At 68.4% G+C, this 18,387-nt stretch carries 19 protein-coding genes and 4 pseudogenes; 15 read left to right on the top strand and 8 right to left on the bottom strand.

Annotation, left to right across the window (positions count from 1 at the left end; all coding sequences use genetic code 11):
• Positions 1-166 precede the first annotated feature (166 nt).
• A complete protein-coding gene (locus ACZ6JY_RS31500; RefSeq protein WP_469201297.1) occupies positions 167-1,057 on the bottom strand; it encodes an NAD(P)-dependent oxidoreductase in 891 nt (296 codons plus the stop codon).
• Between the two features lie 113 nt (positions 1,058-1,170).
• Between ACZ6JY_RS31500 and ACZ6JY_RS31495 the strand changes: the two genes are divergently transcribed.
• Together ACZ6JY_RS31495 and ACZ6JY_RS31490 are read left to right on the top strand one after the other, a co-directional pair.
• Positions 1,171-1,548 carry a winged helix-turn-helix transcriptional regulator gene (locus ACZ6JY_RS31495; protein WP_469201294.1) on the top strand — a complete coding sequence of 126 codons (378 nt, stop codon included), beginning with the start codon at positions 1,171-1,173 and terminating at the stop codon, positions 1,546-1,548.
• Positions 1,549-1,587: 39 nt separating this feature from the next.
• Positions 1,588-1,803: pseudogene (locus ACZ6JY_RS31490) on the top strand (telomere-associated protein Tap); the annotation flags it as partial.
• A gap of 48 nt (positions 1,804-1,851) precedes the next feature.
• On the opposite strand, the pseudogene ACZ6JY_RS31485 reads toward ACZ6JY_RS31490, so the two are convergent.
• Positions 1,852-2,460 (bottom strand): annotated as a pseudogene (locus ACZ6JY_RS31485) (hypothetical protein).
• Between the two features lie 230 nt (positions 2,461-2,690).
• The gene (locus ACZ6JY_RS31480) at positions 2,691-3,929 is read right to left on the bottom strand and encodes an FUSC family protein (RefSeq protein ID WP_469201292.1); all 1,239 of its coding nucleotides are present in this window, start codon (positions 3,927-3,929) and stop codon (positions 2,691-2,693) included.
• A 203-nt stretch (positions 3,930-4,132) separates the two neighbouring features.
• Here ACZ6JY_RS31480 and ACZ6JY_RS31475 point away from each other — a divergent pair, with 203 nt between their 5' ends.
• Positions 4,133-4,963 carry a hypothetical protein gene (locus tag ACZ6JY_RS31475; protein ID WP_469201610.1) on the top strand — a complete coding sequence of 277 codons (831 nt, stop codon included), beginning with the start codon at positions 4,133-4,135 and terminating at the stop codon, positions 4,961-4,963.
• Positions 4,964-4,998: 35 nt separating this feature from the next.
• On the opposite strand, the gene ACZ6JY_RS31470 is transcribed toward ACZ6JY_RS31475, so the two are convergent.
• Both ACZ6JY_RS31470 and ACZ6JY_RS31465 read right to left on the bottom strand, forming a co-directional pair.
• Positions 4,999-5,343 (bottom strand): globin domain-containing protein, encoded by a 345-nt coding sequence (locus tag ACZ6JY_RS31470; protein ID WP_469201290.1) that lies wholly within the window; start codon positions 5,341-5,343, stop codon positions 4,999-5,001.
• A gap of 268 nt (positions 5,344-5,611) precedes the next feature.
• On the bottom strand, positions 5,612-6,208 hold the full coding sequence (locus ACZ6JY_RS31465) for a TetR/AcrR family transcriptional regulator (protein ID WP_469201288.1): 597 nt from the start codon (positions 6,206-6,208) through the stop codon (positions 5,612-5,614).
• Between the two features lie 148 nt (positions 6,209-6,356).
• Here ACZ6JY_RS31465 and ACZ6JY_RS31460 point away from each other — a divergent pair, with 148 nt between their 5' ends.
• Complete coding sequence (locus tag ACZ6JY_RS31460) at positions 6,357-6,782, top strand: RidA family protein (protein WP_469201286.1); 426 nt, start codon at positions 6,357-6,359, stop codon at positions 6,780-6,782.
• Positions 6,783-6,993: 211 nt separating this feature from the next.
• On the opposite strand, the gene ACZ6JY_RS31455 is transcribed toward ACZ6JY_RS31460, so the two are convergent.
• Positions 6,994-7,494 carry a transposase gene (locus ACZ6JY_RS31455; RefSeq protein WP_469201284.1) on the bottom strand — a complete coding sequence of 167 codons (501 nt, stop codon included), beginning with the start codon at positions 7,492-7,494 and terminating at the stop codon, positions 6,994-6,996.
• Here ACZ6JY_RS31455 and ACZ6JY_RS31450 point away from each other — a divergent pair.
• The 3 genes and pseudogenes from ACZ6JY_RS31450 (at position 7,387) to ACZ6JY_RS31440 (ending at position 9,634) form a co-directional block, all read left to right on the top strand.
• A pseudogene (locus ACZ6JY_RS31450) lies at positions 7,387-8,210 on the top strand (transposase family protein). The gene ACZ6JY_RS31455 and the pseudogene ACZ6JY_RS31450 overlap by 108 nt on opposite strands.
• 528 nt (positions 8,211-8,738) lie before the next feature.
• On the top strand, positions 8,739-8,948 hold the full coding sequence (locus tag ACZ6JY_RS31445) for a hypothetical protein (protein WP_469201282.1): 210 nt from the start codon (positions 8,739-8,741) through the stop codon (positions 8,946-8,948).
• Positions 8,949-9,349: 401 nt separating this feature from the next.
• Entirely contained in the window at positions 9,350-9,634 is a 285-nt protein-coding gene (locus tag ACZ6JY_RS31440) for a hypothetical protein (protein WP_469201280.1), read from the top strand.
• Between the two features lie 38 nt (positions 9,635-9,672).
• Here ACZ6JY_RS31440 and ACZ6JY_RS31435 read toward each other — a convergent pair whose 3' ends face one another.
• On the bottom strand, positions 9,673-10,788 hold the full coding sequence (locus ACZ6JY_RS31435; protein WP_469201278.1) for an NAD(P)/FAD-dependent oxidoreductase: 1,116 nt from the start codon (positions 10,786-10,788) through the stop codon (positions 9,673-9,675).
• 47 nt (positions 10,789-10,835) lie between these two features.
• Positions 10,836-10,968 (bottom strand): annotated as a pseudogene (locus tag ACZ6JY_RS31430) (ATP-binding protein); the annotation flags it as partial.
• Positions 10,969-11,020: 52 nt separating this feature from the next.
• Between ACZ6JY_RS31430 and ACZ6JY_RS31425 the strand changes: the two are divergent.
• The 8 genes from ACZ6JY_RS31425 to ACZ6JY_RS31390 all read left to right on the top strand — a co-directional run bounded on the left by ACZ6JY_RS31425 (position 11,021) and on the right by ACZ6JY_RS31390 (position 18,382).
• Positions 11,021-11,377 (top strand): hypothetical protein, encoded by a 357-nt coding sequence (locus tag ACZ6JY_RS31425; protein WP_469201276.1) that lies wholly within the window; start codon positions 11,021-11,023, stop codon positions 11,375-11,377.
• A 204-nt stretch (positions 11,378-11,581) separates the two neighbouring features.
• Complete coding sequence (locus ACZ6JY_RS31420) at positions 11,582-12,223, top strand: SMI1/KNR4 family protein (protein WP_469201275.1); 642 nt, start codon at positions 11,582-11,584, stop codon at positions 12,221-12,223.
• Positions 12,224-13,387: 1,164 nt separating this feature from the next.
• Positions 13,388-14,311, top strand: a complete 924-nt coding sequence (locus tag ACZ6JY_RS31415; RefSeq protein WP_469201272.1) for an AfsR/SARP family transcriptional regulator — start codon at positions 13,388-13,390, stop codon at positions 14,309-14,311.
• Between the two features lie 205 nt (positions 14,312-14,516).
• Positions 14,517-14,744: a thioviridamide family RiPP peptide gene (tvaA, locus tag ACZ6JY_RS31410; protein ID WP_469201270.1), complete on the top strand. Its 228-nt coding sequence runs from the start codon at positions 14,517-14,519 to the stop codon at positions 14,742-14,744.
• Between the two features lie 152 nt (positions 14,745-14,896).
• A complete protein-coding gene (locus tag ACZ6JY_RS31405) occupies positions 14,897-15,853 on the top strand; it encodes a phosphotransferase family protein (protein ID WP_469201269.1) in 957 nt (318 codons plus the stop codon).
• On the top strand, positions 15,850-16,860 hold the full coding sequence (locus ACZ6JY_RS31400; RefSeq protein ID WP_469201267.1) for a T3SS effector HopA1 family protein: 1,011 nt from the start codon (positions 15,850-15,852) through the stop codon (positions 16,858-16,860). Before ACZ6JY_RS31405 ends, ACZ6JY_RS31400 begins: the two co-directional genes overlap by 4 nt.
• Before the next feature lie 35 nt (positions 16,861-16,895).
• Complete coding sequence (locus ACZ6JY_RS31395) at positions 16,896-17,759, top strand: phosphotransferase family protein (protein WP_469201265.1); 864 nt, start codon at positions 16,896-16,898, stop codon at positions 17,757-17,759.
• Entirely contained in the window at positions 17,756-18,382 is a 627-nt protein-coding gene (locus tag ACZ6JY_RS31390; protein WP_469201263.1) for a flavoprotein, read from the top strand. The genes ACZ6JY_RS31395 and ACZ6JY_RS31390 overlap by 4 nt, the downstream gene beginning before the upstream one ends.
• Positions 18,383-18,387: the final 5 nt, after the last annotated feature.

The following is an 18,387-nucleotide window of genomic DNA, read 5'->3' as shown; positions in this document are numbered from 1 at the left end:
GGCGCAGGTGGGCGCAGTTGGCACGGTTGGCGCGGGAGGAGTACGCCTTGTCTCCGGCGACGGCGTCCGGGCGTGTGCGGGGACGGGAACGGGAACGGCCGACTAGGCCGCGGACCTTGATGCCGGCCGGCGGGACAGAGCCAAGAGTCAGGCACCTCCGCCGCTGTCATGCCGCCTGCCCGGGCCTTCTGAGCAACTCGTACAGCACAGAGATGCTCTCCTCGCGGTGGCCTTCGGCGACAGCACGCCGCAGCAGATCGTGCATCGGCTCGGTCCAGGCGACATCGAGGTTCGCCTCTTCGCCCAGTTCCTTGTCGTAAGCGATCCCCTCGTAGAAGTTGCCGACGGAGGACAACGGTCTGCTGTAGTCGCCGCTGTCGATCTCCTCCGCGATGCCCGGCAGGAGGGCGATAATCATCTCCAGCCATTTCATGGAGTACGGAACCGTGCTGGTGGCCTTCAGCCCACGCGAGGACACAAGCGCGGCGCCGTGGAAGAACCCGATGAGAGAGGGCAGCAAAGTGGCGCCCACGGCCGACTCGTACAGAGCCGCGAGGTCAGGCTCCTCCCCGAGGTGCACGGTGTCACCGCCCAGCACGCGCAGCGTCGCCTCGTGCTCCTCGAAGGTGGCCCGGTCGCCGCTGTAGTAGAGCAGCGTGTCCGGCAGTCCAACGGCCACGGGTACGTTCTTCACAGCCCCGTCGAGGAACCTGGCTCCGTACCCGGCGGCTTCGTCAGCCATCTGGCGCGCCCCGCCGGGCGTACCGGAGTTGAGGGTGACCAGGGTGCGCCCGGTGAGCGCGGCGGCGGCCGGGGCCAGGGCGGCGAGTGTGGCGTCGTAAGTGGTCAGGCAGGCGACGACCAGCGGGCTGGCAGCGACCGCCTCCGCGATGTCCTCGTGGTGGACGGCGCCCAGAGCGACGAGGGGCGCGGCCTTCTCCGCGCTGCGGTTCCATACGGTCGTCGGGTGCCCGGCGTGGACAAACGCCTGGGCAAGTGCCGCGCCCATCGAGCCGAGCCCGATGACGGTGACAGGGGTGCGGTTGATGCCGCTCATGTGTGCTCCATTTCCGGTTCTTGCTTAACGCCTCCATGCTGGTCGTCACACCCACATATCCTCAAGTACCGACAATTTTGTGGGTACTTACATTTCTGTCTGTGGGAGCGCCGATGACGCACGCGAACGACACGAACAAGACGCACACCAGGAAGCGGACTTACACCTGCGGGCTCGACGCCGCGATTGACGTCATGGGCGGCAAGTGGAAGGGCCTGATCCTGTTCTCGCTCGACGAGCGGCCGCTGCGTTTCGGGGAGCTGAGGCGGGCGGTGCCCGGCATCAGCGAACGGGTGCTGATCCTCCAGTTGAAGGAAATGGAAGCCAGCGGGCTGCTGCACCGTCAGGACTTTCACCCGGTCCCGCCGAAGGTGGAGTACTCCCTGACCGACTTCGGCCGCTCACTCAACAAGGCAATGGCCCCGCTGGGGCAGTGGGGCGAGGAGAACATGGCCCTCATCGAGGCTGCCCCCCACACAGAAGCGCGCTAGGAGACGGTGGGCAACTCGCCTGGAGCGCGAGGACCGTACTGCGTCGTCCACCCGAGCCCTGGCGACAGCCCGCTGGACTTCCTGCCCTACGCGGCGTCCGGCAAGCCGCAGCCCGGCGGGTTCCGGCTCGGGACTACGCCCGGCCTGGCGAAACTGGAGGGCGTCCAGTCGATGCTGTGGGCGGTCGACCTGATGGAGAAGGGCCTCAACCCGTCCCGACACATCAAGGGCGGCGACGCCGTCCTGGACGAAGGAGTAGGCGCGCCCGCCGCCATGGCCAACGCGCCGTCACCGTCGGCGGGGTCAGCAGCCGCCGCAGTTGTAGTAGGTGACGTCCCAGTGGTTGCTCTCGCGGGCGTAGATGTTGCCGGAGCCCGACTTGTGCTGCTTGGCGCCGTCTCTGCGGTCCGCGATGCGGGTGAAGTTACCGGTGATGTAGTTCGACACACAGGTCGTCGGGCTGAAGTCCAGCCTGTAGCCGTTCCAGTGGCTGTAGGTGCCGCTCGCGTGGCCGACCTCCGTGCCGCCGGTGATGGTCAGCGTGCAGCCGCTGGCGCTGTCGAGGGTGACGGCGCCCCGGGCGGTGTTGAGATTGAGCTGGTCGAACGAGGTGCAGTTCGGGCGTTGGCGGTCGGAACAGCCGCCGCTGGACGATCACTTGATGCCTGCGGCACGAAAGCGGTTCGTCGCGGCGGCGTGACTGACCTCGGTCACCGCCGCGGCTCGTTCCCCGGTGGCCGCGGTACCGCTTGCCGACACCGCGGCCACGGCTGACGCTGACACGGCTGACGCGGGCACGGCCCGCGTGCTCTGCCGTGTCGTGCCGTGCGGTGCCGTGATGACTCCTGCCCCGCTGACCACCGATGCACGCGGCGCACCCTGCGCCGCGAGGAGCACGCTACGGTCCGGCATTCGCCCCGGACATCGCGTGGCCGACTGACATGCGCCTACCACGCAGGTTCAGCCGGGCCCTCATCTCCACCCGAGGGTGTAGAGCACCACCAACCCGCGGCGGACAGACACGCACGGGGCACCCGCTGCGCAGTGCTGCGGGATCGCCCCACCCGCACCAGGTCCGGCCGAATCGGGGGCGGTGAGAGCACGGTCCGCTCACCCCGCACGTCTTCCACGCCTGTGGGGCCTCAGGTCTCCACGGTCGGCCGCCGCTCCGTGCCGCTCCCGCCGCGCAGACGGCGGCGCAGCGCCGCGAGCCGCGGGTAGCGCTCGTTGACCTCCGCCGAGCGGCGGTCCAGCTCCTGCATGAGGCGCTCGGTACGCTTGTCGAGATCCAGCTCGTCGAGGATCCGGTCGACCTCGGCGAGCAGCGCGCCGTGCAGCTGCCACTGCCTGGGATGCTCCTGCACGTCCTCCAGCAGCAGCTCGGCGACCCGGTCGCGGGTGAGCCGGCTCGCGGCCAGGGCGCCGGTCAGCCGCTCCTCGGCCTCCTCCCCATTGGCAGCCACCTGGGTGGTGATCAGCCGGGCGAAGCTCTCGATGGCGTCGGCCAGTTGCTCGAACAGCTCCTGGAGGCCGGCCGACACGTCCGGCGGGAACAGCGACTCATCCGCACGGAACTTCGCCAGGTCGGTCAGGCTCCGCGTCAGCACCCGCAGCACCACCGCGCAGATCTCCAGGGTGTCAAGACCCGTCCTCAGCACCACCCGGGACAGCAGTCCCTCCCGTACACGCGGATTCATCCGCAGACTGTCCTCCGCCTGCCGCAGCGAGGCGTCGACCTGCACGATGTCGTGGTCCAGCCGCCGTGCCTCGTGCAGCCGGGCGGCCGCGTGCGGAAAGGGGATGTGGCCCTCGGCGATCTCCGCGGCCATGCTGCGGAACATGTGGCCCATCCCGCGCGCCAGCCCGTCGATGGATGCCCCCGCCGGCTGCGTCCACACCGGGGGCGCGAACAGCAGGTTGAACAGCAGGCCCACCCCGGCGCCGATCAGCGTCTCAAGGACCCGGTGCCAGGCCGCCGACGTGGCCTGGGAGACACCCAGGACCAGCATCGCACTGATCGCCACCTCGGGCACGAACTCGTTCACCCGCACGTAACGGCCGATGATCAGAGAGGAGAAGATCGTCAGGCCCAGGCTCCACCAGGTCAGCCCGACCAGGGCTGTGAAGCCGATGGCGATGAGGACACCGACGACGACGGAGTTCACGCGCCGGATACCGGTGGTGAGGGTCGCGTACAGGGTGACCTGAACGACCAGGAGCGCGGTGAGCGGGGCCGTCAGGGGAGCGGGTTGCGCGGGCAGGACCGTCAGGGCGACGACGAAGGCGATGACGGCGGCGGCCGTGGAACGCAGCGTCTGCGCCGCGACGGGTTCGGTGGTCCGCCGCACCAGTTTGATCACGGGTGCTGATACGTCCGGCATCCCCTTCACGTGCCCGATCTTGAGCCCCTCACCACACTTCACCCCCAGGAACCCCCCAGAGGACGTGTGCACCGCCCGTCAGATGGCGTCACCGACGCCGCCCCTGACGCTCTTGGCGCTTCAGTCGGCCCGACAGGCCAAAACGGATACGCGCTCACTATCCGGTGGCAGCGATCCGCAGAGTCCCCTACGGTCGGTCCGTGATGATCAAGGTGGACCAGACGCGCAGGCTCGGTGTCCCGGCCCCCGAGGCGCGGCTGCGCTTCGAGCCGGAGCAGTCTGCGAGTGGTGGCGGGCCGGGGCGCAGGTTGCTCGTGGTCGACGGGGAGCCCGCCTTCGAGCTCAGCTCCTGGTGTGGAACGTGCCCGTTGCTGTTCCGCCGGTTGGAGACCGCGCGGCAGACGTTGTCGTTGGAGGGTGTACAGGAGCAGCTCAGCGGGACGCCGGCCGCGCTGGGCGACAGCGGCGTGGTCGATGCGTTCGGTGCGTTGCTGCCGCTGGGCGACTACCTTCCGATGCTCCTGCGCCTGGAGCCCCGCCTGGTCATCCCCGGCCAGGGAGGCGACTACTTCAGCGGCGAGCAGGTGGCCACGTGGGGGCTCGACCAGTTCTGGGGCCTGCCGGAGTATCCGCACACGCCGTACTACCGGACCTTCGAGACCGCGGTCGACGCGTCAGCTCACCTCTATGAGTTCGTCGTGCCCATGGTTCCCCCGACGTGGAACGTGGGGGAGCGCGTCGAGGAGTACGTCGAACTCATGGGCCGGGGGGCGGTCCCGACGGCGGTGGCAGTCTCCACCCTGGACGTGTGCGAGCCCGCCGCCGGTCCAGGGGACGACCACTGCCGGCATTGGGGTCTGACGCACTTCCTCCTCGACGGTCACCACAAACTGGAGGCCGCGGCCACGGCCGGCCACCCGGTGCAGCTCCTCTCGCTCCTGGCCCTCGGTGAGGGTCTGGCCGGAGCTGAGGACTGTGCTCGACTGCCCGCCCTACGCGCTCAAATCCGCTCGGCACGGGCGACCGGAACCTGATCCCAGCACCGACGACCACCCCTGCGGGCCGGCTGCTACCACTCCCGGTGCGGGACCTCGCGCAGTGGGTGGCGTTGGTCGTCCGTCTCGGCGTGGGAGTTCTGCTGGGCCACGCGGGATCCGAACTCAACGTGCGAGCGGACCGCCGCGCGGAAGCGTTCGCCATCGGGCAGGCCCGCTTCATCCAGGGACTCCAGGTAAACCTGGACGAAGCGTTCGCGCTGTTCCTCGGTGATGCGCAGCCCTTGGTGCACCTTGACGATGTACTCGAAGCCCAACTCCTGCGTGAAGCGGTCGGGACCGCCGAAGGACTCGGCGGTGAACCAGGTCAGATGGTCGACGTGCGTCGGCACGCCGTGCGGGAACGCCTCGCGCAGCACGGGATCGGCGAGCGCCTTCGCGTAGAAGATCTCTTTCCAGGTGGTGCAGTGCCCCGTCGCCGCCCGCGTGGTCGTAGAGAGTCGTCATGCATCCCAGCGTCCGCCGGACGACTGCATTCCGGCCGAGTGTCACGGACAGCGGATTCCTCTGCCGCTCGGCTACTGCCCCCGGGCGCCGACGCCTCGCCGCACGGCGGTTACTCGGCAGAGTCCGCCCGGCAGTTGCTGCGGTGTCGTCTGCTCAAGGGCGGTGGCGGGCACCGGACGTTCACCCCGCGTCCGGCCGGGGCCGCAGGCCCAGCAGGACGTCCTGGACGAGATCGGCGCTGCGCCTGACCGCGTCGTCGCCGAAGCCCAGGAAGTGCCGGTAGTGGACCGGCGCGTAGAAGAGGTCGACCATCACGTCGGTGGGCACGTCGGAGCGCAGCTGCCCGGCGGCGACGGCGGAATCCAGGCGGGCCCGGCACTCCGCGATGCTGGGTTCGAGGATCGTTTCGCGGAACGCCTTCATCAGCGCGGGGTCGTTCTGGGCCTCGCCCATGACGCCCTTGAAGGCCTCGCTGATCCTGCCGGTGATCAGCCGCTGGGTCACCGCGGTGATCTGGGTCGTGAGGTCGGCGGCGATGTCGCCGGTGTCGGGGAAGGAGAAGTCATCGCCGAGCTCCTCGGTCATCGCCTCCAGTACCACCGCGCCCTTGGAGCGCCACCAACGGTAGATCGTGGGCTTGCCCACGCCGGCCTGGGCAGCGATGGCCTCGATGGTCACCTTCGCGAAGCCCTTGCGGCTGACCAGGTCGAACGCCGCGTCGAGGATCGCCCGGCGGGCGCGCTCGCTGCGCCGTTCACTGTTCGGGTCGGGGGTCATGGACCTCACTCTACCGCTCGCGTGACGTTACGTTTCGTTTTGACAAGCGCTCGGAGGTGCCCTAGCTTCTATGGCGTTACGGAACGTTTCGTAATGTAGCAGCGGTGCGGGGCCCGGTGCCGGGAACCCGCCGAGACAGGGGAGAGGCATGTCCAGCAACGAGAGCGCGGCCACCGTGGGACGCGTCGAGAAGATCGCGACCACGCCGGACTGGTACGCGCCGTACCGGATCTCGCAGGCCGTCCGGGCCGGGGGCTTCGTGTACGTGTCCGGACAGGCGGGCTTCGAGGAGGACGGGACGACCGTCGAGGGCGGATTCCTGGCACAGGGGCGGCAGGCGTTCAGGAACGTCGGACGGGTCCTTGAGGCGTCCGGCCTGGGCTTCGCGGACGTGGTCAAAGTCGGCATCTTCGTACGGGACATGGCAACGAACCTCCCGCACGTGATCACGCTGCGCGGCGAGTTCCTGGCCGAGCCCTACCCCGCCGACACCCTCGTCGAGGTCGTCTCGCTGGCCCAGCCCGACTGGCAGATCGAGGTCGAGGTCATCGCCCTTGACCGGAGCGCCGCATGAGCGCGGGGTCGTGACGAGACGAGACGAGACGAGACGAGACGAGACGGGCACGGGACGCGGAAATGCGGGAGGAGGATGGGGGAATGCGGGAGTTGCTGGAGCCGTAAAAGGCGGGGCGCCTTGAGCTGGCGAACCGCGTGGCGATGGCCCCGATGGCGCGGGGCCGGGCCGACGACGTGACGGGGGTGCCGAGCCCGCACGCGGCGACGTACTACTGACCTTCTCGGGATGTTGTCGGATGGTGGGCCAGCTCAAGTCCGGTGCCGGTGAGGCAGCCGTCGATGAGTTCGGGGTGGTGCTGGATGTGCCGCAGGCCGCGGCGGAGGGCGCGTTCGAGGTGGTCGTCGTCGGTGAAGGCGACGTTGGCCAGCGGTCCACGCCGCAGCAGCGACCGGATGCCTTGCACCGGGTTCAGGTCCGGTGCGTAGGGCGGCAGGTGGACGATGGCGAGCCAGTCGTGTTCGGCGGCGTACTGGCGCATTCCGGCGGTTCGGTGCGTGTTGAGGTTGTCCCAGATGAGGACGATGGGGGCCTTGAGCTGGATGTGTGCGCGGACGATGAGGTCGCGGTAGTCGGTCCAGGCAAAGCTGTTGCGTCCCTTGCCGTGGTGCTTGCAGTGGCGGCGGGGCCGGTAGATCAGCCGGGAGGGCTCGCCCGGCCGGTAGCAGCACAGGGCGGCGATCGAGTAGCGGCGCCAGGACCGGCCGCGCACCCGCACCACCGGCGTATCTCCGCGCCGGCCCCAGGTGCGGGCCCGCGGCGGGGTCATCCCGGTGGTGGCCGTCCCTGGTGTCTGCCGCTGGCCGAACGTGTTGCTGGTGGCGGTGTACTACCGCACCAACCTCACGATGCGACAGCTCGCACCGCTTTTGGGGATCTCCTCGGCCACGGTCTGCCGGGTCATCCAGCGCCTGCGGCCGCTGCTGGCGCTGGAACCAGCCCCGCGGCCGGTCGCCGACGCAGACCGGTTGTGGATCGTGGACAAAACGTTGACCCCTGTGCGCGACCGCACGGTTGGCGCCTCGTCGAGGAATTACCGGTTCTCGGCGAACGTGCAGGTCATCATCGACGCGGACAGCCGCCTGGTCATCGCGAGCGCCCGCCCGGCGCCGGGGAACAAGGCCGACGCTCACGTCTGGCGCGAGTCGGATCTGCCGGCCGCGGCAGCCGGGAGGACGGTCATCGCGGATGGCGCCTGCCTGGGCACCGGCCTGATCGTCCCGGCACCGCAGAAGGGCCGGACGGCCTCTCCTGCGCGGGCAGGAGGAGGACAACGCCGAACACCGCAGGGTCAGAGCACGCGTCGAGCACCCCTTCGCCCACATGCAGAACTGGAAGATCCTCCGCGACTGCCGCCAGAGGGGCGACGGCCTCCATCACGCCGTCCAGGCCGTCGCCACCATGCACAACCTCGCCCTCACCGCATGAACCAGCAGGTCAGCCGCCCACTTCCGACTGCGTGATCACGGGCCGCCGAGATGCGCCAGTGGCGGCCACTTCAGCGCTACGTCGTGAAGGTTACGCCGAGACACACCGTGCCATCGCGGGCCTGGTCTCCGACCGCGCCGCAGGCGATCCGGGACGGCACCACGGGCGAGGCCCGTCGGCCCAGACTGCCACCCCCCTCTCAGGTGCGTAATGCCGAACGAGCCCTCCGGCCGTATCGTTTACCCAGTACGATTGATGCTCTGCACGAGTGGCAAAATCTCGTTTTGTTCGCTCGCACCGTTCGTGAACCGCTATCACCGGTACATGAAACAAACCTCCTTGCGCTTCGCCGCAGCCGCCCTCCTTGCCCTCCCCCTCCTGGCCGCCGCACCCGCTCAGTCAGCACCCGCAGCAAAGTCGTCTCGTGCTTTGCCATGTACGAACATCGCGCATGTTCCCATCAGTGATGGTTTCGCCAGGGCCAAGGCCACGGTTGAACGGCGTGGCGGCGGTTGCGGCAACGCCACCGTGGAGATCAAGATCTGGTCCGACGTCTCCCTCAACCCGGACAAGCAGTTCGCCCACAACAAGCAGTTCTTCTCCGTTGGTTCACTGGACGCGGCAGGCAGCTGCTACACCGGGTTCGTCTACATCCGCGGCGTCTACAGCGAGATGTACGTCAACGGTCAGAAGGTCGCCGAGTCCGGGCGGGCCAAGCTGCCCGGCTGCACGAGCTGAGACACCTTGCGCGCCCGGTGGCCCGGCCATCACGATTCACCGGCAACGTGGCATACAACGGGCTGAGGTCGGCAATGCGCCGGCGTCCACCCTGCGAAGGGTGGCCTGACACATCGAGGTAGGACCGTCGACAAGCTGCGGCCCTACCTCAACTCAGGAGATAACCTGCCTGGCCCAGCTGGACCAGACAGAGAATCGTTTGGTTCCGATCCACGCGCCAAGCCGGAGCTCCCGCTCCTCCTGCTCCTCGCCGACGACGATTCGTTCGACGTGCTTCCTCGGCACACGAAGGTGCCCTTCGTGCTCGTAGAACCGGCGGGGCGGACGCTAGGTTGGCGGCCTATTTGTCGGGCTGAGTGCGGTGCGGGGCGGCTGTGCTGTGGCACCCAGCGTCCTGCCCCATGACCACCACCACCGACACGATTGCGGCCCTGGCCCTGGCTCTGGCCGTCGCGGGTGTCGCTGCCGTTGCCGCCATCGGCTCCTGGATGGCCGCCCGCAACGCCAACGGGGCCGCGCAGACTCGGTCCCGGATCGAGCAGCAGCGTCCGCATGCCCAAACCACTCCGCACTTCCGCTGCACGGTCGTGGCCAACGAGGTCCGCACCACGGCCATGCTGCGGGTCCACCTTGAACTGTGTCAGTGGCTGCGGATGCCGATTCGCGATGGCTTCGGGAGTCGCTGAGCTCCCATCTTCTCTATCGATGTCGTCGAGAAGTGATGTCAGCGGGCGCGCGGGCGGCAATGGCGTAGTTGGGGGGCCGGCCTGCCGGTCAGAAGTTCGTCTGCGATGAGTCGTCCGACAGTGGGTGCCAGGTTGATGGCGGAGTGCATGACGGCGACGTAGACGGACCGGTCGTGTGTCGCGTAGCCGATGATGGGGCCGTCTGCAGGCATGGGGCGTTGGCCGGTGCGGTAGCCCAGCAAGCGGCACTGGTCGCTTCCTTGGAAGGCCGCCTTCAGGTGCTGGAGCGCGTCTTGCGCTGATCGCTCCAACGCTGCCGTGCCTTCAACATGCGGCACGACCAACAAGAGGTCCCCGCTCCGGACTTCTCGGACCTCGAAGTCAGGTCTGGCCACGATGGTCTTGACCAGGCCAGGCGGTGCTGTGACCCGCGCGAGGGTGGCTGGGGAGGCGGCAATGGCCAGGTCGGCCGTCAGTGGCTCGCAGAGCTTGGGGATGCCTGTTCCGGCAGTGAGTACGACGGTTGCGGCAGTGTGGAGCCCGGTCGACGTCAGTACTCCCTGGACGCGCCCGTTGGTCATCTGCAAGGAGGTGACCGAGGTGTTGTGGAGGACGGTTGCTCCGTGGGCGCCCGCGGCCGTCACGAGTGCCTGGGCCAGGGCTGTTGGGTCGACGCCTGCGTCGCTGGGGGTATGGATGGCCTGGTCGGGTGGGTGGCGGAGGTTGGGCTCCAGGGCTGCGATGTCACTTCGTCCGATGCGGAACTGGCCTGGCCCTGGCCGTGAGTCCTGCGCCGGTGTGCCGGCCCAGGACAGTGAGCCGGTCCGGCGGACGGTGACATGGGGCAGTTCGTTCTCCAGGCGTCGGTAGTCTGCCAGGACGTGCTCACGAAGGTCTTGCGCTCCGCCTGGCCAGTGACGTCCCGAGCTGCCGATCCAGGCGAAGGAGTCTCCGGTGACACCGGTGGCCGGTGCAGGTCCTTGCTCGAGCAGGGTGACCTGGACGCCCCGACGTGCCAGGTGGTAGGCCACTGAGGAGCCGACGATTCCCGCACCGACAACAACAACGTCTGGCATGAGGTCCTTTTCGATAGGCCAACGACCGTTCAGGCTGTGGCAGCAGCCGTAGAGACACAGTCGGGTCACTGCTGGCATGACGCAACGGGATTTGCTGCGACTGGTCGTGCTCAGCTGGCTTCGGCTCATTCAGCCTGGGCTTTGGTGTGGGCGAGGCGGTAGGAGCCCGGTGCCGGTCTCGATGATGGCGCCGTGGAAGGTGAGCCGGTCGACGATGGCTGCGCAGAGCCGGGGATCGGCGAAGGGCTTGGTCCATCCATCTGGGGCCGGCACTTGCTCCCTCACAAGGGTTGCCACTGTCACCTGGCCGATGGAGATCGACTCGGCTCCGCTGGATGTGCTGTTCGTTCACGACGACGGCACGGTGGACACCGTCGAGCTGCCGGGAATCATGGATGTCGCGGACCCGCACGCTGCCCGCGGCGGTGCTGCGGCCGTCGACGAAAGCAGTGGACGCCGTGCTGCTGCTGGCGCGGGCGATGACGCCGGAGCCGATGCGGCCGGGCCGGGCTGGCACCTGCGGATGACTCCTCTCGTGCGTGTGCCCGCATCGCTGATCGCGGTGGAGTGGTCGTTTGGCGCTCCACCAGCGCTTGAAGTCTTTGGAGCAGTCGGCTCCTTCCGGTGGCACGAGCGTCCGGCGCAGGCCGCCGCCGTCATTTGGTGATCACGCCGGGACCGATCGTATGTGACCGCGGCAGGACAGAGGTTTCCGTCACCCGTCCGGTCGGTCTACCGGTTGCCGGGCATCACGCTCCCGCCCGACCGTCGCGGCGCCCCGACGGACAGGCCGTGCATCGCGAGGATGCTGGTGCCCAGTGGGGCCGCAACCGACATTCAGTGGGCGCCTGTTGTCGGTACGGTGCTCGGCATGAGCGAAGAGATACGCCGGGTGCAGGCGGCCTGGGCCCGGATCGAGCAGTGGTTGGCCGAGCATGCGCCGCTGTCGCATCAAAGTTTGCTTCCGCCGGTGCCTGAGGGGGAGATCGGCGCGGCGGACGCGGAGCTTCGCCGGCAGTTGGGCTTCGGGCTTCCTTTGGAGCTGGTCGCCCTGTGGCGGTTGTGCGGGGGAGTGGAGCACCAGGTCATCGAGGAAGACGAGCAAGGCGAGGTCGGCTCAGGGGCGTTTTTGCCCGACGGGATCATCCTGCCCCCGGGCCAGGCGCTGGGGCTGCGGGTTCCCGGCGTCGGGAGGGAGGATGGGTGGGGCGGTCTGGCCACGGTGCCGTGGCTGACCCGTGACGAGGCCGGCCCTGAATCCGGTCACTGGGTGTCCGACGACGGCATGGGCCGCTGGGACCTGAGCGAGCCGCCGGAAGGTCTTGCCCGATTTCCCTCCATCGCCGGCTACTTCGACGAGGTGTTCTGCACCCTCACCGAGGGGCCGGCCGATCGGATGGGATCCGATGTGCCCGGGCTGGTGTGGGGCTGCCTGATCTGGGACGACCCGACGCGGGAGCAGCCGTGGCGCACTCTGGACGAGGCGTCCGCCTACTGGAGGCCGGTGCACTGACCGTGCAGCCGGGGCCCCACCGCCACGTCCACGGCGGGCCCGTGATGCGATGGCGCTGTTAGGGATTGGCCATCGTGCAGACCCTGTCCGCCTTGGAGGGGGCCTCACGCCGCCTGCTCATCCGACGCCAGGCGTTCTGTGCCCTGCAGGCATCACCTGGCACCCGCCACTAATACGACGAGCAACGAGCCCGGGATGCCGACTACAACCCCGCCCTCCGTCAGGTCAGGTCGGCAACCGTCTCGTCGGTATCCTCCACGGGCTGCTGCCTCAAAACCGCGCCCACTACGACGAAGCGACCGCATGGTCGCACCACGCACACCTCCATGCCGCTTAACCCAAACGGCATGGGGTGTCTGACACAGACTCCGTCGTGGGACGCGGACCTCACCGAGGCAGGAGACTGCTTCAAGAACCTGGGCCGGCCGGTCCGCTCCGCGGCGATCAGCCGCTGCAACTGAGTGGCTGGGACCAGACGGCCGTAACCGAAGCAGCCCGTACCTGCGCGCTGCACGAGCCGCCTGCGCCACGCCTGCGCCACGCCTGCGTTCTGCCCGCGGTCAGGACGCGTCCGAGGTCAGGACGCTTCCGCCGTCAGGACGCGTCCGCGGGCAGCGTGCAGCCAGCCGCATCAGGTCGACCACCCGATGATGGACCCTGGGAGCAGAAAAGAATCGTGATAGGCGCTGTCCATATTTGGCGTTGTGTCACAACAGGCCATGATCGTGGCGGCCGCCCTGGTAACTGTTCGGCTGCCCTGACCAGGCATTCGCGTGGAACGACAGGCTCATATGGCCTCAATCGTCCTATTTCGTGGGTCGTGTGAAGCGAATTCGAGTATCTCCGCACGTCACTGACCTGCGGAGATGCCCGCCGGGGGGTCCTGAACAGTTTTACCCGCCCTCGCATCCGCGACCACCCCTGTCACATCGACGACCAGCAGTGATGCGCGCCGACGGAGCGGTTTGCAGCTACCTCGATTATGTCCGATTCCATGGGTGGCAGTCACGAACCTGGTCAAGGTTGCATGTAGTCAACGTCGCGGACGGCATCTTCGCTTCAGCGGTGTCAACAGCGTTCAGGCTGATGTAAGCCAACAGTGTCCGGCCATCTGGGCCGGCTGTGGTTCCAACGGTGCTCCTGTCCGCTGCGGAGACCGTCGGCATGACGACCATGAAAACCGGGGGAATTCACGTGGAACGACCGGGCATAACCGTGCCTTTAGCGCGGACGCGCGAAGAAATGGGCGACCTGATCGCGAGCCGGGGAGCGCAGTCAGGTCGGTCTTCAGCACTGAGGTTCGGCCTCCTCGGTCCCGTAGTCGTCTGGAGTTCTGATCCGAACCGCGACGACACTGTTGACCGGCTGCTCTCGGAGAACAAGGCCCGGGGTGCACTCGCCGCCTTGCTGCTGCGGGCCAACCTGTTGGTGACCCAGACGCAGTTGGGCAACTTGCTGTGGGACGTTCCGCCCGAATCCGCGCGGCCGAATATCCGGTCCTACGTCGCCCAAGTACGCAAAGCACTCAACTTCGCCGACCCGGGGGCGGCGCGACTGTCGTCGGTCAAGCGCGGAGGGCCGTCGGACGGTGCGTCCTATCGCCTGCGCGTGGATCCCATGGAACTGGACGCCGACACCTTCGTGCGCCTGGTGCGGCACGCGGGTGAGGAGACCAGGGCAGGCGCTCTGACCAGTGCCGTGGCGACGCTGCGACTCGCACTGAGCCTGTGGCGGGGTGACGCCGGCCGCACGGATCTCGCCGTCGCGGACGTCCTGGGCAGGCAGCTCGACTCCCTCAACGCGCTCCGGTTGGTGGCGCAGGAGGACCTGCTGGCGCTCCAGTTCCGCCTCGGGGAGCACCGGCTCCTGATTCCGGAGATCCGGGCTCTGCTCGCCGAACACCCGATGAGGGAAGGGCTCTGGGCCCATCTGATGCGCGCGTATTACCGAACCGGTGACATCGGGTCGGCCCTGAACGCCTATCAGGAGTGCCGGCAGCTGCTCGACCGCAATCTCGGAGTGCAACCGGGTGCTGAGCTGCGAAAGTTGCACACGGCTGTCCTGCAGCGCGACGACGATTCCGTCTGAGGTTTGAAACGATCTGCGGCACCCCGGGTTTCGCGAAAATCGAACGGGGTGATCCATGGTGGCTTCTTGCCTTTTCTGAACAGTGACGCAGGTTGCAGAGTCTGTTGTTGCCCATTCGTAGGCGATGCGTTCACCATGCGCGGCTGTGTAAGGATATATTCCGGCAGCCCAATTCGGGTTGCGAAACACGATGGGGAGGAATCAAATGGAAGCGCCAGCCCCGAATATCGAAGAACTCATCGATCAGATCCAGGCCGATGAAGCGAACTCGGCGACCACAGTCGACTCGATCGACGCGTCGTTCAGTGAGCTGGCCGGGGTTTCCGCCGAGGAACTTCAGAAGTTTCTTGAGGAGCAGGTGGGGATGAACCCTGACGAGGGCGTCCAGGGCACCTTCGTCTCCGTCGTCGTCACGCCTGCGACGCACTGCTGATACCAGCGGTGACGACAGAAAGTACAGGAGCACTCGAGCTTCTGCGCGCCCGGGCGTTGGGGTTCTTCACCCCGCGCCCGGGTCGGCGCCTCGCGCCGCGTCAGGCCGGAAGCCTCGGGGAGGAGTTTCAGCCCGACCGCGCGGCGCTGGACATGCTGGGGCTCACAAAGGACCGAGTGGTCAAGGTGGAGCGGTGCGCCTCGCGGCGGGTTGTTCTCATGGTGGAACTCGCCGACGGATCGGCCTGCCTGGTGAAGTTCCCCGACACCGACACCGAGCTGGACAACGACTACGAACGCGTCGTGCTGGGCATGGTCAACGACCTGGAGCTGTCACCGAGGGCCAGGCAGGCGGTGCCCCGGCTGGTCGCCAGCGGCGGCGGCACGCGCGCGATAGCTCTGGACGTGCTCAAGGACTGCGACAGCCTGCGTGAACTGACGCAGCGCGACCCGGTGGTCGACGTCCGCCACCTGGTCAACCTGGCAGCCGTCCTGGCGGACCTGCACCGGGCACCGGTCCAGGACGCGTACCGCAGGTTTCCGGAGTGGTTGCTCCACCCTCCCGTCCCCATGACCACTCAGCTGACGCCCTATGAGTACGCCCACGGAGCGGGGCTCGACTTCGACATCTATCTGCGGGTCATGCAGGAGCTGGAAGGGCACTTCCGTGAGCTCCACGAGCAGTGGCGGCCGGACACGATCGTCCACTACGACCTCAGGGACGACAACATCCTGTTCCCCCGTGAGCCCGGCGCGGACTGTGTGGTGCGCCTGATCGACTGGGAGCTCGCCGGGTTCGGGGACCCGTGCTACGACGTCGGCTATCTGGTCGGCCAGTTCCTGGTCGAGTCGGTCCGCAGACACGGTGACACCGAGGCCCTCGGCGCAGCGCGCCGCAACGCCCGCACGTTCCTGAACGCCTATCGCACGCTGTCGGGGATCACCCCGGACATGGAACTGCGCGTCTTGAGGTACGCAGGAGTCTCCCTGCTGCTCCAGGCCGCGATGCGCCTGCAGCAACTAGGCATGCTCACCCAGGTCGGACACCTGTGCCTCCTGTACGGCAAGCGGCTCATCGCCGACCCGACACTGAAGGTGATCACGAAATGACGGAGTACCTCGACGTCGTCCGGCGCATCGCCGACGAGGTGGTCATCCTCGACGAGCGCACCTTCTGGCACCCCCGGTTCGGCACGCTGACCCCGCCAAGGGACATGGAGGCGAGAGCCGACTACCCGGTGGTCTCCTATCTCTCCCGCCTGATCTACCTGACCTACTACGCGGGAGACGACGCCGCCGCCCGTCTGCTGGTCGGCGGTGGCCGGGCGGTCGCGGCACTGGTGGACCACGAGGACTACGCATTCACCGAGCTGCTCCACGCGGCGAACACCTGCACCGGCTACCGCGTGCCGGGGTGGCGGGTCCGCGAGGCCAGGGAAGGCGGCTGGCTGGTCGAGAAGGACGGCATCTCGGTGCTCGCGGCCCCCGAGGAACTGGTGCACGACGATCCGGTCGAGGTCGGCGCGTCGGTCTCGGTGATCCTGCCGCCGTGCCGGCGCTACGCGGTGCTCGGCTGGTACATGGCCGTGGGGGACGAGGGGCCGCCGCACAAGTCCGACGATTCCACGATGGTCCGGATCTACTTCACGCCGACCGGGCCGGAGGTAGCCCCTGAGGTCATGCGCGTCGTGACGACGGCCGTGAACCGACGGCGTGTCCCCTTCAGCTTCAAGATGGCCAACGACCCGACCGCCTACGTCCGGCGCGATGCCGGTGTGCTGTACCTGCGCGAGTCCGACTGGCTCGCACACCGGGCCGTGGTACCGGAGATGCACGCCCAGCTCGCCGGCAGCCTCCGCGACGACCGGCCCTGCTTCGTCAAGCCGTTGCTGCCCGGCATCTCCTTCGCGGTGGAACCGCAGCTGCGCGGACGCACGGTGAGCTTCGGGGAGAACCGTTGCGCCCTGGTGGCCGAAGGTCTCGTCGACGCCCACGCCCGGGGGGTCACCGACCTCGACGGCCGGGTCGCGGCGGTCGCCGCTCGGTTCCGCCGCGAGGGCCTGTCGGTGGAACGGCCCTACGAGGCCCCCCGGCCCTTGCTCGGGGTGCCGCAATGACGGCCGGTGCCGCCACGGCGGCCACCGTGCGGTCAATGGACGGCCCGTTCGTGGCACGCCGCTGCGTACGCTCAAAAGCCGGGTACCGGTGGTTCGAGCAGACGGTGGCGCCGGGTGACTACCTGGACGCCACCGGGATGCGGCGGCTGGCCGACCTGGTGCCCGCCGCCGGCGGGGCAGTGGCGGCGCTCCCCGAACTGACCCGTCCGGACCTTGCGGCCTGGCCGGTGATGCCCACACCCGCGCTGCTGTGCGACGCCCTCTTCGGCGCCCCACCCGATGCCGACGCCGACCACTGGGCGAGCGCGTGCGAAGACCTCGGGGCCTTCCTCGGTCGCCTGCACGCCACACCCGCCGCCGAGGCGGGGTTTCTGCCCATCCGTCGCCACGCGGCATGGCTGCCCCCGGGCTCCGCCCGTACGGACAGGGTGGATGCCGAACGTGCCGGTCTGGCCGGGTTCGGCAACGGAGTGCTCGCGTCGGCCGCGGTCTCGGCAGGCGCACGGCCCCGTCCGGACAGCGTGGTGCACGGCCGGTTCTCCTCCGGTCTGGTGGTGCCGCTGGACCGACCTGTAGTGCAGGGCTGGCGGGAGGCCGGGGTGGGCGATCCCGACCGGGACATCGCCTTCTTCCTCGCCGAACTCGTCGAGTCGGCCGCCGTGGGCACCGGGGGCCGCCGGTTCCCGACGCTCGTCCGTGCCTTCCTCACCGGCTACGCGGGCGCGGAGGCCGACCCCGTACCGGGCCGGCTCCCCGCCCTGGTCGCGGACCGGCTGCTGGAGCACTACGCGCAGGCCGCCGTCCGGACCGGCTCGGCGGACGAACTCGAACAGGTGGTGGCCAAGGTCACCGAGCGGTGGCGGGAACTGGTGGACCTCGTGGAGGACGGAGGCCGATGAGCGAGACACGACACGACCTGAGCAGGGTCCAGCTCATGGTGTTCGGCTCCTGCTCCGTCGCAGTGCTGGGCCTGCCGCACATCCTGCTGTGGCTCAAGGACCGGCTCCTGCTGCGCCGGATCCGGGTCGTCCTGACCCCGATGGCCACCCGCCTTGTCACCGTCGACTCGATCAAGCGGGTCGCCGGGTGCGAGGTCTACGTCGACTGGGACGACCTGCCGGATCAAGCACGTTCGCATGTGTCACTGGCGGACTGGGCCCAGGTTGCCATCGTGTTGCCCGCCACGGCCGGCCTCGTGGGCAAGCTGGCCAACGGCATCGCGGACAACCTCGCGACATCGACGCTCATGGCCCTGTCCTGCCCGGCGATCGTGGTCCCGTCGACCAACGCCACCACCTGGGCGAAGCCGGCCGTGCGCCGCAACGTACAGCAGCTGCGCGAAGACGGGTTCACCGTCGTGGAACCCGAAGAGGGCCTAGCGGTCGCGAGTGAGACGACGGAGCGGGGCTCCATGGGCGACTACCGGCCCGCCTTGCTGCGAGAACTGGTCCGCGCCGCGGAGGTCGCACCACAGGCTCCATCCGTCAACAACGAAGAGAACGAACAAGGGGGATTGACGTGACCGTA

The organism is Streptomyces sp. NPDC046335 (assembly GCF_055587985.1).
This window is presented reverse-complemented; position numbering and strand designations above follow the sequence as displayed.

Coding starts and splice junctions, on each gene's coding strand:
- ACZ6JY_RS31500 (WP_469201297.1), bottom strand. CDS start 1,057: ATGAGCGGCATCAACCGCACCCCTGTCACCGTCATCGGGCTCGGCTCG.
- ACZ6JY_RS31495 (WP_469201294.1), top strand. CDS start 1,171: ATGACGCACGCGAACGACACGAACAAGACGCACACCAGGAAGCGGACT.
- ACZ6JY_RS31480 (WP_469201292.1), bottom strand. CDS start 3,929: ATGCCGGACGTATCAGCACCCGTGATCAAACTGGTGCGGCGGACCACC.
- ACZ6JY_RS31475 (WP_469201610.1), top strand. CDS start 4,133: ATGATCAAGGTGGACCAGACGCGCAGGCTCGGTGTCCCGGCCCCCGAG.
- ACZ6JY_RS31465 (WP_469201288.1), bottom strand. CDS start 6,208: ATGACCCCCGACCCGAACAGTGAACGGCGCAGCGAGCGCGCCCGCCGG.
- ACZ6JY_RS31460 (WP_469201286.1), top strand. CDS start 6,357: ATGTCCAGCAACGAGAGCGCGGCCACCGTGGGACGCGTCGAGAAGATC.
- ACZ6JY_RS31440 (WP_469201280.1), top strand. CDS start 9,350: ATGACCACCACCACCGACACGATTGCGGCCCTGGCCCTGGCTCTGGCC.
- ACZ6JY_RS31435 (WP_469201278.1), bottom strand. CDS start 10,788: ATGCCAGCAGTGACCCGACTGTGTCTCTACGGCTGCTGCCACAGCCTG.
- ACZ6JY_RS31425 (WP_469201276.1), top strand. CDS start 11,021: ATGGAGATCGACTCGGCTCCGCTGGATGTGCTGTTCGTTCACGACGAC.
- ACZ6JY_RS31420 (WP_469201275.1), top strand. CDS start 11,582: ATGAGCGAAGAGATACGCCGGGTGCAGGCGGCCTGGGCCCGGATCGAG.
- ACZ6JY_RS31415 (WP_469201272.1), top strand. CDS start 13,388: ATGACGACCATGAAAACCGGGGGAATTCACGTGGAACGACCGGGCATA.
- tvaA (WP_469201270.1), top strand. CDS start 14,517: ATGGAAGCGCCAGCCCCGAATATCGAAGAACTCATCGATCAGATCCAG.
- ACZ6JY_RS31405 (WP_469201269.1), top strand. CDS start 14,897: ATGCTGGGGCTCACAAAGGACCGAGTGGTCAAGGTGGAGCGGTGCGCC.
- ACZ6JY_RS31400 (WP_469201267.1), top strand. CDS start 15,850: ATGACGGAGTACCTCGACGTCGTCCGGCGCATCGCCGACGAGGTGGTC.
- ACZ6JY_RS31395 (WP_469201265.1), top strand. CDS start 16,896: ATGGACGGCCCGTTCGTGGCACGCCGCTGCGTACGCTCAAAAGCCGGG.
- ACZ6JY_RS31390 (WP_469201263.1), top strand. CDS start 17,756: ATGAGCGAGACACGACACGACCTGAGCAGGGTCCAGCTCATGGTGTTC.